This is a genomic window from Streptomyces sp. AcH 505 (genome assembly GCF_000818175.1).
Lineage (GTDB): Bacteria > Actinomycetota > Actinomycetes > Streptomycetales > Streptomycetaceae > Streptomyces.
The window spans coordinates 5,552,459-5,566,408 of record NZ_JTIY01000001.1; the positions used below are offsets into that span (position 1 = coordinate 5,552,459).

Below are 13,950 nucleotides of genomic sequence, written 5' to 3' on the forward strand. Positions count from 1 at the left end.
GGTCCGGCAGCAGCGCTGCGGCGACGAGCGGGTGCAGCTGACGGGCCGCGATCGAACCGCTGCGGATCAGCTCCAGGTCGGGCGGTACCCACGTCGCCGCGTCGGGCAGGACGGGCAGTGCCGACGCGTCGGCCGGGGGAGTGTTCGCGATCCGCAGTCGCGGCGCGCCGCCGTCCCCGTGCCTGTCCCTGTCCCTGTCCGGGACAAGGTCCAGGACCAGCCGGTGCCTGGATGCGAGCCGTACGGTGAAGGTGCCGCCGGTATCGGCGCTCCCGGTGGACCGGCGTTCGGCACCGAGCAGGATCGCCGCCTCGGCCGGCCAGCGGTCCACGGCACAGTGGAGTCCCTGAGGCATTGCCGCCGGCAGTTCCGGGCCGCTGTCGGCGGGCGGCCCCTCGGCCCCCGACCGGACACGCAGCTCGTCGGTCCTGCGTGCGTCCCACAGATGCCGGTGCAGGTCGAAGCGGAACCGCCGGTCGGGCCGTGGATGCGGATGACGGCGGTCGCCGGCGGTGGGGAGCGAGCCGTCCCACAGCGCGAGACTGATCCGCTGACCGGCATCCGCCCAGGCCGGCGCCGTACGGGCCACGAGATACACCGGGCTCGCTTCGTCCGGCCCCGCAGCCCCTCCCTGCCCTGCGGCTTCGTCCTGCCCTGCGGACCCGTACCGGGCCAGCGCGACGGTCAGCCCCGGCCGCAGCAGCCCGTCAGGAGCGATCCTCGGCATGTGCCAGCGCAGCAGGTCCGGCGCCAGTTGGCGCAGATCGGCCCGCAGCCGGGCCCTCAGTTGCCTGCCGTGGGTACGCGCCACGTCACGGAGACGGAAATCGACGTCGAAGCCTGCGGCGGCACACGCCCCCGCCCAGTCACCGGCGTGCCGGCGGGCGGTCGCAGTCTCGATCATGGAGGCCGGCACGGCGAACTCGCGCACGCGCGGCCAGAAGGAAAAGCGGGCATCCCTGTTCGCGGTCGAGGTGAGCATCAGCACTCACCTTGCGCGGACGGGTCCCCCGATCTGTACACAGAAGGAGTCGTCATCGCGGCGAGACTACCGACCCCTCGCGCCGGCCGCGAGCCATTTATGGCGACGGGCGGTGAGCGCGGTGGCCCCCTGTCGATAGTCTGCCCGGGCGGCGACCGGAACGACCGGTCGGTGCGAACAGCGAGGTGAGAGCCACATGTTCACGACCCGCCCCACGCTCCAGGGCACCTTCGGCATGGTGTCCTCCACGCACTGGCTCGCCTCGCAGTCCGCGATGGCGGTCCTGGAGGACGGCGGCAACGCGTACGACGCCGCCGTGGCGGCCGGGTTCGTCCTGCATGTCGTCGAGCCGCATCTCAACGGACCCGGCGGCGAGGTGCCGATCATCCTCGCGCCCGCCGGCGGCGAGGTCCAGGTGCTGTGCGGGCAGGGCCCCGCCCCCGCGGGTGCCACCGTGGCCCACTACACCTCGCTGGGACTGCGGCTGGTGCCCGGCACCGGACCGCTGGCCGCCGCCGTACCCGGCGCCTTCGACGCCTGGATGGTGCTGCTGCGCGACCACGGTACGAAGACGCCGGCCGAGGTGCTGCGGTACGCCATCGGCTACGCGGAGGACGGCCACGCGCCCGTCGAGCAGATCGCGCACACCGTCGGGGCGGTGCGCGAACTCTTCGAGACGGAGTGGACGTCGTCGGCCGACGTCTACCTCCCGGGCGGTCAACCACCCGAGCCGGGCGCGCTGTTCCGTAATCCCGCGCTCGCCGCCACCTGGCGCCGGCTGATCGCCGAGGCGGAGGAAGCGGCAGGCGGGGCAGGGCGGTTGGCGCAGATCGAGGCCGCACGGGCCATCTGGCGCGAGGGGTTCGTCGCCGACGCGTTGGTACGGCAGGCGGCGACCCCCACCATGGACACCAGCGGCGCACGCCATACGGGCACGCTGACGGCCGCCGATCTGGTCGGCTGGTCGGCGGCGTACGAGGCACCCGTCACCTACACGTGGGACGGCTGGACCCTCTGCAAGGCGGGCGGCTGGAGCCAAGGCCCGGCGTTCCTGCAGCAGTTGGCGCTGCTGCCCGGCCGCGCCGATGAGCTGCCCCGGTACGGCTCCGCCGAGTACGTCCATCTCCTCGTCGAGGGCTGCAAGTTGGCCATGGCCGACCGGGAGGCCTGGTACGGCGACGCCGCCGACGTACCGCTCGAGGCGCTGCTGTCGGAGCCGTACAACACCCGGCGCCGCGCGCTCGTCGGGGAGCGGGCCTCCTACGAACTGCGCCCCGGCAGCCCGGACGGGCGGCAGCCGGTGCTCGGCGCGCACGTGACCGCCGTCGCCGCCGGTGACGCCGAGTTCGACGTGCCGGCGGCGGCGGGCGCGGGCGAGCCGACCGTCGCCAAGGACGGCACGACCCGCGGCGACACCTGCCATCTCGACATCGTGGACCGCTGGGGCAACATGATCTCCGCGACCCCGAGCGGCGGCTGGCTCCAGTCCAATCCCGTCGTGCCCGAGCTGGGCTTCCCGCTCGGCACCCGGCTGCAGATGGCCTGGCTCGAAGAGGGCCTGCCCAACTCGCTGACCCCGGGGCGCAGGCCCCGCACCACCCTCACCCCCTCCCTCGCGCTGCGCGACGGCGTGCCCACTGTCGCCTTCGGCACCCCCGGCGGTGACCAGCAGGACCAGTGGCAGCTGCACTTCTTCCTCGCGCTCGTCCTGCGCGACCGGGTGCGCGGCGGCCTGGACCTGCAAGGCGCCATCGACGCGCCCAACTGGCACAACGACGCCTTCCCCAGCTCCTTCTACCCGCGCGGGATGCGGCCGGGCAGTGTGATCGTCGAGGAGCGCATGGACCCCGGTGTGATCGAGGAGCTGCGCCGCCGCGGTCATGAGGTCACAGTCGGTGAACCCTGGTCCGAGGGGCGGCTGTGCGCCGTCGCCAGGGACCCGCACACCGGGATCCTGTCGGCGGCGGCCAACCCCCGTGGCATGCAGGGTTACGCCGTCGGTCGCTGAGATGTCACACGACCGGCCGTCCGCGCCGCACCCGGCCATGATTGGCTGGACGGCATGATCGATGACTCTGTGTTCGGAACGGTGCCGCTGCGCGACGGCCCCCGCGTGTCCGCCGTCGAGGCGGCGGTACGCGCTGCTGCCGCCGCCGAGATCACCCCCCGCTTCCGGCAGCTCGCCGCCCACGAGATCGTCGAGAAGAACGGTCCGCACGACCTGGTGACCGTCGCCGACCGGGGCGCCGAGGCGCATCTCACCGCCGCGCTCACCGCGCTGCTGCCCGGCTCCGTCGTCGTCGGCGAGGAGGCCGTCCACGCGGACCCCGCCGTCTACAAGGAACTGCGCGGCGAAGCCCCCGTCTGGATCGTCGACCCCGTGGACGGCACCCGCCAGTTCGTCAGGGGCGAGCCCGGTTTCTGCTCACTCGTCGCGCTCGCCTGGGGCGGCGAGGTGCTGGCCTCCTGGACGTACGCACCGGTGCTGGACGAGATGGCCGTCGCCGTACGCGGCAGGGGCGCCCGGCTGAACGGCGTACCGCTGCGGTCCGGCTCGCCCGAGCCCGGCGCGGTGCTCACGGTGGCCATGTCGCACCCGGACTACACGACGGACGCCCAGAAGCGCGCCCTGCTCGGGCTGCGCACCGAAGGCGTCGACGCCCGCCCCTGCGGTTCGGCGGGCCTGGAGTATCTGGCCGTGGCGCGCGGCGCGCTCGACGCGGTCGCCTTCAACTGGGAGTTCGCCTGGGACCACGCGGCGGGCCTGCTGCTGGTGAAGGAGGCGGGCGGCGCCGAACTGACGCTCTCCGGCGAGCCGTTCCGTATCACCGGCGGCAACGCACTGCCGTTCACGGCGGCCAGGGACGAGGCGACTGCCCGGCGGATCAGGGAGCACCTGCTGACCTGACGCCTGCTGACCCGACGCTCGCTGATCTGACGCCTGCTGACCTGACGCGCGCCGACCTGACGCCCGCTCAACTGGCCAGCGACTCTCGCGTCTCCCGCACCAGCCGCGCCGCCGACCCGACCGCTTCCGTGTCCAGCGAGCGCAGCGCCGCCGCCACGCGGTCGGCGAAGTCGGCGGGGGCCGACGGCAGTCCGGCCGCCGTGGCGAGCGCGCCCTTCTCGTTGACGCACCAGACCCGGTGCCGGGCGAGCAGCGCCTGCGCGAGGACGCCGAAGGCCCGCGACAGGCACAGCGACACATGGAGCGCGTCACCGGCCGCTGCCGACTTGCGCGCGTTGGTCACCGAGAAGTCCGCCTCCCAGGCCGCCTCGACCAGGGCGGTCCGCAGCGCGTCCGGGTAGCTCTGCGCCGTGGCGCGCAGCCGCGTCAACTCGCCGTCAGGGTCGGCCAGTACGCGGCACAGGGCGACCTCACCGGCGTACGCGGGCGACCAGAAGCCCAGCGGATGGCCGGGCTGGTGCCCCACCTCGAACCGGCCCGCGACACACTCCGCCCACACCCGCTCCACCCGGTCGAGGTCGCGCAGGATCCAGTCAACGGCGACGCCGTCCACCGTCAGCCAGGCGCCGCCGTTCACCCACGGGCCCCAGCCGCCGGGGCCCGCGACCTCCACCTGACGTCCCGTCATCTCACCCGCCAGCGCGGCCAGCGCGGTCGTGTCCAGCTCGCCGCGGTAGTAGACGCCCAGATCCCAGTCGGAGTCGGGCCGCTGCGTACCCCGGGCGCGGCTGCCGCCCAGCGCGACGGCGCGTACCCCCGGTACGCCGACGAGCCGTGCCGCCATCGCTTCGATCGTCTCGTCCATCGTGCCGCCCGCCGCGAAAATCGTCGTCGAATTCCTCGTCGCGGACAGTACCCGGGCTCGGGCTGTCGGTGCCCGGGAATATCCTGGACCCTCTTGCCATCGGCTGACAAAGGAGTCCGAAGGTGCCGTCGATGCTCGATGCAGTCGTCGTAGGGGCGGGACCCAACGGGCTGACCGCCGCGGTCGAACTGGCCAGACGCGGTTTTGCCGTGGCCGTCTTCGAAGCGAAGGAGACCGTGGGCGGAGGCGCGCGGACGGAGGAGCTGACCCTCCCGGGCTTCCGCCACGACCCCTGTTCCGCCGTCCACCCGCTGGGCGCCGGATCCCCGGCCTTCAAGGCGATGCCCCTGGACCGGTACGGGCTGGAATGGCTCCAGCCGGAGCTGCCCATGGCGCATCCCTTCGACGACGGCACATCGGCCGTGCTGTCCCGCTCGCCGGCCGAGACCGCCGCGTCGTTCGGCGCACACGACGCGGGGGTGTACCGCCGCCTGGTCACGCCGTTCCTCGGCAAATGGGACGCGCTCGCCCGCGACTTCCTGTCCCTGCCGCCGATCTCTTTGCCCCGCGACCCGGTCACCCTCGCCCGGTTCGGTCTGGCCGGACTGCCGCCCTACAGCTGGCTGATGCGCCGCTTCCGCGACGAGAAGGCGCGGGCCCTCTTCGCCGGCCTCGTCGCCCATGTCATCGCGCCGTTCGGCGGGATCGCCACCGGAGGAGTGGGACTGATGTTCGCCCTCGCCGCGCACGCGGGCGGCTGGCCGATGGCGCGCGGCGGCTCCCAGTCGATCTCGGACGCCCTCGCCGGCTACCTCCGCGACCAGGGCGGCACGATCCACACCGGCTACGAGGTCAAGCGCCTCGACGACCTGCCGCCGGCCCGCGCGTACATCTTCGACACCTCACCGACGGCGCTGGCGCGTATCGCCCGGCTGGGCCGGGTGTACGACGGATACCGCTACGGCGCGAGCGTCTTCAAGATCGACTACGCCCTGGACGGCCCCGTGCCCTGGACGGCGGAGGCACCCCGCAGAGCCGGCACCGTCCAGATCGGCCCGACCAGCGGCGAGATCGGCACGGCCCTGAAGCAGGCCGTCGGCGGCCACCCGCCCCGCACCCCGTTCCTGATCACCGCCCAGCCCAGCCTCGTCGACCCGTCGCGCGCCCCCGAGGGCAAACACGTCTTCTGGGCGTACGGCCATGTCCCGCACGCCTGGGAGGGCGATCTGACGGAAGCCGTGGAGCGCCAGATCGAGCGCTTCGCCCCCGGCTTCACCGACCGCGTCCTCGCCCGCGCCACGGCGGGCCCGCCCGAACTCGCCGCGCGCAACGCCAACTACGTGGGCGGCGACATCGCCTGCGGCTCGGTCGCCGGCCTCCAACTCCTCCTGCGCCCCAAACTCAGCCTCTCGCCGTACTCCACGCCGCACCCCGCGGTCTACATCTGCTCGTCGGCAACGCCGCCGGGCCCGGGGGTGCACGGCATGTCGGGCCACAACGCGGCGAAATCCGTCTGGCGCAAACTGCGCGCAAGCTGACCCCGCCCCCCGACCGACGCCCCGACGGAGCGACCCGATGACCACCCTGACCCTGGTACGCGGCGACATCACCGAGCAGCAGACCGACGCCATCGTCAACGCGGCGAACTCGTCCCTGCTGGGCGGCGGAGGCGTGGACGGCGCGATCCACCGCCGAGGCGGCCCCGAAATCCTGGCCGCCTGCCGCGACCTGCGGGCAGGCCACTACGGCCGCGGCCTCCCCACCGGCCAAGCGGTAGCCACAACGGCGGGCCGCCTCGACGCCCACTGGGTCATCCACACGGTCGGCCCGGTCTGGAGCAGCACCGAAGACCGCTCAGCGCTACTCGCCTCCTGCTACCGCGAGTCCCTGCGCGTCGCGGCCGAGCAGGGCGCCAGAACCGTAGCCTTCCCGGCCGTGTCCACCGGCGTCTACGGCTGGCCCATGGAAGACGGCGCCCGCATCGCGGTCAACACGGTCAGGGAGGCGGCCACCCTCCCGGTGGAAGAGGTCAGGTTCGTCCTCTTCGACGAGCGGGCGTACGAGGCGTTCGCCCTGTACGTCGACTGACCACTCCCGCGGCGGGGGCCGGTGGGGCGCTTGTCGGCGCAGTGGTGCTGCGCCTGGTCGCCGGCCCGCGATGTGTCGCGGGCACGGCCCCGCCACTTCCGTGACAGGGCCGGGGTCCCGCAGAGCTATCGCTGCTGGGCGCTCCAGTCGGCGAGGTGGGTTTCGGCGATGTGTGCGCCGGGGGCGGGGAGCAGGTCGGATTCCTTGAGTGCGGCGCCCCAGTACAGGCCGTGCGGGTCCGTCACGACCGTGCGCGGGTCGTTCTTGACCGCGAGGCCCTGCCGGATGAAGTCCTCAAGCTCGAAGACGTCGGGACCGGCGACCTCCGTCGTGCCGTTGACGGGTTCGCCGGCGGCCGTGCGGGCCACGGCGGTCCCCACGTCGCCGGAGAAGATGGGCTGGATCTTGATGGGGGCGACGGTCACCGTGTCGCCCTCCGTCGCCGAGTCGGCGAGGCTCTTCGCGAACTCGAAGAACTGCGTCGCGTGCACGATCGAGTACGGAAGGCCGGAGGCCTTGATCATGTCTTCCTGGGCCTGCTTGGCGCGGAAGTAGCCGCTTTCCTGCAGGCGGTCGGTGCCGACGACGGAGAGGGCCACGTGGTGCCTCACCCCGGCGTCCGCCTCCGCCTTGAGCAGGTTGGTCGTGGAGACGCGGAAGAACTTCGTGACGGCGTCGTCCTCGAACGAGGGGGAGTTCGAGACGTCCACGACGACCGACGCTCCCTGGAGCGCCTCGGCCAGACCCTCCCCGGTGACGGTGTTGACACCCGTGTTCGGCGCCGCCGGCACCGCCTCGTGGCCGTGCTCGTTGAGCCTGGCGACCACCTTCGAGCCGATGAGCCCGGTTCCACCGATTACGACGATCTTCATCAGGGGTTCCTTCCAGAGTTCTCACGGTGCTCCGGCCGCCCTCGGTGGGGCCGTTTTCCGGCACCGATCGTGTTTGTGCTGCTCAAGTAGAGACAAGGCAGCCGTCCCGCCTGTGACAGGACACGCTGCGGGGGCCCGAAGGCTGATGTCGTTTTTTCGCCAGCCCGGGGCGGCGCCGTGCCCGATGCTTGAGTCATGCACACCGACACCGAGCGTTGCGTGCGTGCCGTCCGGTCCAAGGACGCGCGCTTCGACGGGTGGTTCTTCACCGCGGTCCTGACCACCCGGATCTACTGCAGGCCCAGCTGTCCCGTCGTGCCGCCGAAAGCCGAGAACATGACGTTCCTGCCCAGCGCCGCCGCCTGCCAGCAGGCCGGGTTCCGGGCGTGCAAGCGGTGCCGGCCCGACACCAGCCCCGGGTCGCCGGAGTGGAACGCGCGCGCCGACACCGTCGCGCGGGCCGTGCGGCTCATCCAGGACGGTGTCGTCGACCGCGACGGCGTTCCGGGGCTCGCCGCGCGGCTCGGGTACTCCGCCCGGCAGATCGAGCGGCAGCTCAGCGCCGAGCTGGGGGCGGGACCGCTGGCCCTGGCCCGTGCGCAGCGTGCGCAGACGGCCAGGGTCCTCATCGAGACCACCACACTGCCGATGGCCGAGGTGGCGTTCGCCGCCGGGTTCGCCTCGGTCCGCGCGTTCAACGACACCGTGCGCGAGGTGTTCGCGCTGTCACCGAGCGAGCTGCGCGCCCGCAACGCCCGGCACGGGCGTGGCTCCGAGCCCGCAGCGCCCGGGGTGATCAGCCTGCGGCTGCCGTTCCGCGCGCCCCTCAACCCCGACAATCTCTTCGGGCACCTCGCCGCCACCGCCGTGCCCGGCGTCGAGGAGTGGCGGGACGGGGCGTACCGCCGCACGCTCACCCTGCCGTACGGTCACGGCATCGTCGCCCTCGCGCCGCGCGCCGACCACATCGCCTGCCGGCTCCTCCTCACCGACCCGCGCGATCTCACCCTCGCCATCAGCAGCTGCCGCCGGCTGCTCGACCTGGACGCCGATCCCGTCGCCGTGGACGAACAGCTCGCGTCCGACCCCGAGCTGGCGCCGCTGGTGGCCGAGGGGCCGGGACGGCGGGTGCCCCGCACGGTGGACGCGGCCGAGTTCGCCGTACGGGCCGTGCTGGGCCAGCAGGTCTCCACCGCCGCGGCCCGTACGCACGCGGCCCGGCTGGTCACGGCGCACGGCGTGCCGATCGAGGATCCCGAGGGCGGGCTCACTCATCTCTTCCCCACCCCCGAGACCCTGGCCGGGCTCGATCCGGAGGCGCTGGCCATGCCGCGCTCCCGGCGGACGACCCTGACCACCCTGGTCGCGGCGCTCGCCGACGGGTCCCTGCGGCTCGGCGCCGACAGCGACTGGGAACAGGCCAGGGCGGAGCTGTCCGCCCTGCCCGGATTCGGGCCCTGGACCGTCGAGTCGATCGCGATGCGCGCGCTCGGCGACCCCGACGCCTTCCTCCCCGGCGACCTCGGCGTACGCCGCGCAGCCCAGGACCTCGGGCTGCCGGCCACCCCTGCGGCGCTCACCGCACGCGCGGCGGCCTGGCGGCCCTGGCGCGCGTACGCCGTCCAGTACCTGTGGGCCACCGGCGACCACCCCATCAACCACCTTCCCGGCTAAGGACATTCGACGTGCACAAGCAACACACCGTCATCGACAGCCCGTACGGCCCGCTGACCCTCGTCGCCACGGACGACAGGCTCAGCGGCCTCTACATGGTCAACCACCGGCACCGGCCGCCGGAGGAGAGCTTCGGCGACCCCGATCCGCGCCCGTTCCGGGAGACCGAGCGCCAGCTCGCCGCCTATTTCGACGGCGAGTTGACCCACTTCGATCTGCCGATCAGCCTCGCGGGCACCCCGTTCCAGCTGAGCGTGTGGGAACAACTCCAGCTGATTCCTTACGGGGAGACCCGGTCGTACGGTCAACTCGCCGACGCCCTGGGCAAACCCGCCGCGTCACGCGCGGTGGGACTCGCCAACGGCAGGAACCCCATCAGCATCATCGTCCCCTGCCACCGGGTCATCGGCTCGACCGGCAGCCTCATCGGCTACGGCGGTGGCCTCGACCGTAAACAACGACTGCTGGTCTTCGAAGGCGCAGCCACCGTGGCCCCGGTCGGAGCGACATTGTTCTAGGTCGTGTCCGCGAAGTCTCGTCTGGCTCGCGGGGGTGGACGACGATACTTCGCGGACACTCCCTAGGCGTGAAACCCCTTGAGCAGCGCGGGCAGTGAGGTGCCGATCGGTTCGCGTACGACCTCGTCCGCGCGGTCGTCGTACGGCGTCGGCTCGGCGTTGACCACGACGAGCCGCGCGCCGTGGTCGGCGGCGACGCCCGCCAGTGACGCGGCGGGGTGCACCTGGAGCGTCGTACCGACCGCGACGAACACCTCGCACGCCTTGGCGATCGCCAACGCCTGCCCCAGCACCTCGGGATCGAGCCGCTCGCCGAACATCACCGTCGCCGACTTGAGGATCCCGCCGCACACCAGGCACGCCGGATCGTCCTCACCCGCCGCGACCCGGTCCAGCGCGTCCCGCATCGCGGAGCGCGCATGGCACCGGGTGCACACGACCGACCGCGCCGTGCCGTGCAGTTCGAGCACCTTGCGCTCCGGCATACCGGCGAGCTGGTGCAGCCCGTCGACGTTCTGGGTGATCACCCGGACCGCCGTACCGGACCGTTCGAGTTCCGTCACCGCGCGATGCCCGGCGTTGGGCTCGGCGCGCAGCGCGGGACTGTCGCCGCGCATCCGCCACGAGCGCCGCCGGATCTCCGGATCGCTCATGTACGCGTCGTACGTGACGAGCTTCTCGGCCTCGGGATCGCGGCGCCACACCCCGTTCGGGCCGCGGTAGTCGGGGATGCCGGAATCCGTCGAGATCCCGGCGCCGCTGAGGATCGCGACGAGAGTCATACCGCCGAGCGTAGCTTGATCACCTCACCGGACGCCGCCCCATTTCCGGCGGCCGGCATCCGCCTTCACGCCGCCGCCGGGGCGAGGCTGACCGGCATCACGAGCGTGGTGAAACTGCCCTGGTCGGCCGAGCGCACCAGCACAGGACCGGTCACATCGGCGATCTCCAGCAGCACATCAGGGCCGACACCGGACTCCAGGGCCGGCGCCAGGACCGCCGGGTCGAAACCGATCCGCGGTCCCGCGTCGCAGACGGCGGGCAACTCCCGCCGCTGCGAACCGTCCGGCAGGGACACGACGATCTCGTCCGCCCCGAACCGGATCGCGACCGCCGGGGCGTCGAAGCTGGCGACGACCGCGAGCAGAGCCGTCCGGTCCACGATCACCCGGCGGTCGGTGGGCGCCGGCAGGATCTGCCGATACGCCGGGAACTCCCCCTCACTCAGGGCCAGTTCACGCTCGCCCGCAGCACCGCCGAGCTTGGCGCCGGCGGCATCGGCCGTCACCACCACCTCGGCGGAGCGCGCTGCCCACGCCCCCGCCTCGATCAGGTCCGCCGCCTCGACCAGCAGCGCACGCGGGGGTCCTTCCACCGACGCCGGGCGCAGCGTACGCACCGACAGCCGGTAGCGGTCGGTGGCCACCAGGCTCACCTCACCGTCGTCGATCTCCACGAGCACACAGCCGAGCACCGGATGCTCCGCGTCGTGCCCGACAGCCGGTACGACCTGCCGCACGGCCGCGGCCAGTTCCGCGCCGTCGAGCCGTACAACCGTCGAAGCGCCCTCCGACAACGACCGCAGCACGGCCGCGATCGACGCGTCGGCGGCCAGCGTCCGCTCCCGCACGGCGGTGCGGTGCCGCTCCAGCACGGCGCGGGCCGCCTGCGATCCGTCTCCGTCCAGTACGACCGTGACCTCGGCCAGCGGCAGGCCCGTCGCGCGCAGGTCACGCAACAGCTGGGCGCCCGGCACCTGGTCCGGGCGGTAGTAGCGATAACCGGTCGATCTGTCGACATGCGCGGGCAACAGCACCCGGCAGTCGTCGTAGAAGCGCAGCGCGCTCGGTGCGAGACCGACGCGCCGCGCGAAAGCGCTGATGCTGAGCAGTTCAGGGGTGCCGTCCATGCCGCGATTCTCGGCGTTCGACACACTTGAAGGTCAACTCACCGGACGGCCGTTCTCCAGCTCCACCGTGCCGGCACCGGAATCCAGCGCGTCGAGCCCCGCCTGCACCCGCAGCAGGAGCGTGCCCAGCAGATACGTGGGCAGCTCGGCGCGGTCCACGAGGCGCCAGGACACCAGCTCCTCCTCCTGCAGCTTCACCGCCGCCAGCTGCTCGGCGTCCAGCACCCCGCCGTCGTACAGATACGTGACGATCGGCGGCCGGCCCTCACCCACCACCCAGTCGACGGCGAGCATCCGGCCCGGCTCCAGATCGAGGCCGATCTCCTCCAGCGTCTCGCGCCTGGCACCCTGGCGCGGCGTCTCGCCCTCGTCCGACTCGATGGTGCCGCCCGGCAGCACCCAGCCCTCCCGGTAGTTGGGCTCTGCGATCAGTACGCGTCCCTCGCTGTCCCTGAAGAGAGTGGCGGCGCCGGCGAGGACCCGGGGGAGGCCGGCGATGTACGTGGCGTAGTCCGAAAGTGTCACACCGGAATCGTAACCGCGCCCGGTGCCACCCCTGTCTGACCTGTGGATCGGCCGGGACACCCGGGCCGTGCGGCGACGCGGTCCCGGGGCGCCGTACCCCTCGCACAACCCGTACGGATAAGCTCAAATCGGCGCGACTGCTTGTTCGACAGCAAAGGGATTGCAAGTGACGGACGGAGCAGTACTTCGTGAGGCCGCCTGCGTGCTCATCGCGGCGGACAAATTCAAGGGTTCACTCACAGCGGTCCAGGTCGCCGAGAGGGTGACCGCGGGGCTGCTGAGCGTCGCCCCCGAAGCGACGGTGGAGACGCTCCCCGTCGCCGACGGCGGGGACGGCACGGTGGCGGCCGCGGTGGCCGCCGGATTCGAACGGCGCGAGGTACGGGTCACCGGACCGCTCGGTGACGAGGTGACCGCGGCGTTCGCGCTGCGCGACGGCACGGCGGTCGTCGAGATGGCCGAGTCCTCCGGCCTGCAGCTCCTGCCCGACGGCGTGTTCGCCGCCCTCACCGCCACGACGTACGGCGCGGGCCAACTGCTCGCCGCCGCGCTCGACGCGGGCGCTTCGCACATCGTCTTCGGCGTCGGCGGCAGCGCCACGACCGACGGCGGCGCGGGCATGCTGACGGCCCTCGGCGCGCGCCTCCTCGACACGGACGGCGCCCCCGTCGGCCCGGGCGGTGGCGGCCTGCGCGACCTCGCGACCGCCGACCTGTCCGGGCTCGACCCCCGGCTCGCCGACACGGACATCGTCCTCGCGAGCGACGTCGACAACCCGCTTACGGGGCCGAAGGGCGCGGCCGCGATCTACGGTCCGCAGAAGGGTGCGAGCGCGGCGGACGTCACCACGCTCGACGCGGCCCTCACCCACTACACCAAGGTCCTGGAGACCGCCATCGGCTCCCGCGCCACGGGCCTCGCCCACGCGCCCGGCGCCGGCGCGGCGGGCGGTATCGGCTACGGGGCCCTGGTCGGCCTGCACGCGAGCTTCCGGCCCGGTATCGAGGTCATGCTCGACGTGCTCGGCTTCGACTCGGCGCTGTCCCGCGCCACCCTGGTCATCACCGGCGAGGGCTCCCTGGACGAGCAGACGCTCCACGGCAAGGCGCCTGCGGGCGTGGCGGCGGCGGCGCGTGCGCGGAACGTCGAGGTGATCGCGGTCTGCGGGCGGCTGGCGCTGCGGCCGGAGGAACTGGGCAAGGCGGGTATCCGCCGCGCGTACGCACTGAGCGACCTGGAGCCGGACGCGGCGCGGTCGATGTCGCAGGCGGGCCCGCTGCTGGAACGTCTGGCGTCGAACATCGCGCGCGACTTCCTGATCTGACGGCTTCGCCGTCCGGCGCGGTTTCTGGTTGCGGGTCTTGGTTGCGGTTGTTGCCGGGGGCCGTTCCGGGGTCGTGTCCTGCGCGGTGTCGCCGTCCGGCGCGGTTCGGTTGGCGGTCTTGGTTGCGGTGGTCGCCGGGTGTCGTTCCGGGGTCGTGTCCTGCGCTGCATGATTTACGGCGCGTACTCGCCAGACGCGGAGCCACCGCCGAGATGCGCCACAAATCACGCTCTACGCTCCGGACACCACCCCTGCACGACCCCCTTCAGCCCCCGGCCAATCGGG

Annotated in this window: 12 protein-coding genes and 1 pseudogene; 7 read left to right on the forward strand and 6 right to left on the reverse strand. The window is 72.7% G+C overall.

All coding sequences use genetic code 11. The features are described from left to right. Positions 1-982: pseudogene (locus HY68_RS44065) on the reverse strand (hypothetical protein); the annotation flags it as partial. A 196-nt stretch (positions 983-1,178) separates the two neighbouring features. Here HY68_RS44065 and HY68_RS24975 point away from each other — a divergent pair. Both HY68_RS24975 and HY68_RS24980 read left to right on the forward strand, forming a co-directional pair. Then, positions 1,179-2,990: a gamma-glutamyltransferase gene (locus HY68_RS24975; RefSeq protein WP_041992536.1), complete on the forward strand. Its 1,812-nt coding sequence runs from the start codon at positions 1,179-1,181 to the stop codon at positions 2,988-2,990. A gap of 54 nt (positions 2,991-3,044) precedes the next feature. Then, complete coding sequence (locus HY68_RS24980) at positions 3,045-3,890, forward strand: inositol monophosphatase family protein (RefSeq protein WP_041992539.1); 846 nt, start codon at positions 3,045-3,047, stop codon at positions 3,888-3,890. A 67-nt stretch (positions 3,891-3,957) separates the two neighbouring features. Here HY68_RS24980 and HY68_RS24985 read toward each other — a convergent pair whose 3' ends face one another. After that, entirely contained in the window at positions 3,958-4,755 is a 798-nt protein-coding gene (locus HY68_RS24985; protein WP_041992541.1) for a nucleotidyltransferase domain-containing protein, read from the reverse strand. A 122-nt stretch (positions 4,756-4,877) separates the two neighbouring features. Between HY68_RS24985 and HY68_RS24990 the strand changes: the two genes are divergently transcribed. Continuing rightward, entirely contained in the window at positions 4,878-6,293 is a 1,416-nt protein-coding gene (locus HY68_RS24990) for an NAD(P)/FAD-dependent oxidoreductase (RefSeq protein WP_041992544.1), read from the forward strand. Positions 6,294-6,330: 37 nt separating this feature from the next. Continuing rightward, a complete protein-coding gene (locus HY68_RS24995) occupies positions 6,331-6,843 on the forward strand; it encodes an O-acetyl-ADP-ribose deacetylase (RefSeq protein ID WP_041992546.1) in 513 nt (170 codons plus the stop codon). Between the two features lie 125 nt (positions 6,844-6,968). Here the strand turns inward: HY68_RS24995 and HY68_RS25000 are convergent, their stop codons facing one another. Next, positions 6,969-7,715 carry an SDR family oxidoreductase gene (locus HY68_RS25000; protein WP_041992549.1) on the reverse strand — a complete coding sequence of 249 codons (747 nt, stop codon included), beginning with the start codon at positions 7,713-7,715 and terminating at the stop codon, positions 6,969-6,971. A gap of 195 nt (positions 7,716-7,910) precedes the next feature. Here HY68_RS25000 and HY68_RS25005 point away from each other — a divergent pair, with 195 nt between their 5' ends. Together HY68_RS25005 and HY68_RS25010 are read left to right on the forward strand one after the other, a co-directional pair. After that, positions 7,911-9,389, forward strand: coding sequence for an AlkA N-terminal domain-containing protein (locus HY68_RS25005; RefSeq protein ID WP_041992551.1), 1,479 nt, complete (start codon positions 7,911-7,913; stop codon positions 9,387-9,389). 11 nt (positions 9,390-9,400) lie between these two features. After that, positions 9,401-9,907 (forward strand): methylated-DNA--[protein]-cysteine S-methyltransferase, encoded by a 507-nt coding sequence (locus tag HY68_RS25010; RefSeq protein WP_041992554.1) that lies wholly within the window; start codon positions 9,401-9,403, stop codon positions 9,905-9,907. 62 nt (positions 9,908-9,969) lie between these two features. Here the strand turns inward: HY68_RS25010 and HY68_RS25015 are convergent, their stop codons facing one another. The 3 genes from HY68_RS25015 to HY68_RS25025 form a co-directional block, all read right to left on the reverse strand. Beyond that, the gene (locus HY68_RS25015; protein WP_041992557.1) at positions 9,970-10,689 is read right to left on the reverse strand and encodes a Sir2 family NAD-dependent protein deacetylase; all 720 of its coding nucleotides are present in this window, start codon (positions 10,687-10,689) and stop codon (positions 9,970-9,972) included. 65 nt (positions 10,690-10,754) lie between these two features. Then, positions 10,755-11,816, reverse strand: coding sequence for a MerR family transcriptional regulator (locus HY68_RS25020; protein ID WP_041997083.1), 1,062 nt, complete (start codon positions 11,814-11,816; stop codon positions 10,755-10,757). 33 nt (positions 11,817-11,849) lie between these two features. After that, a complete protein-coding gene (locus HY68_RS25025; RefSeq protein ID WP_041992560.1) occupies positions 11,850-12,341 on the reverse strand; it encodes an NUDIX hydrolase in 492 nt (163 codons plus the stop codon). Between the two features lie 166 nt (positions 12,342-12,507). On the opposite strand from HY68_RS25025, the gene HY68_RS25030 reads away from it, so the two are divergent. Continuing rightward, positions 12,508-13,665, forward strand: coding sequence for a glycerate kinase (locus HY68_RS25030; protein ID WP_041992563.1), 1,158 nt, complete (start codon positions 12,508-12,510; stop codon positions 13,663-13,665). Positions 13,666-13,950: the final 285 nt, after the last annotated feature.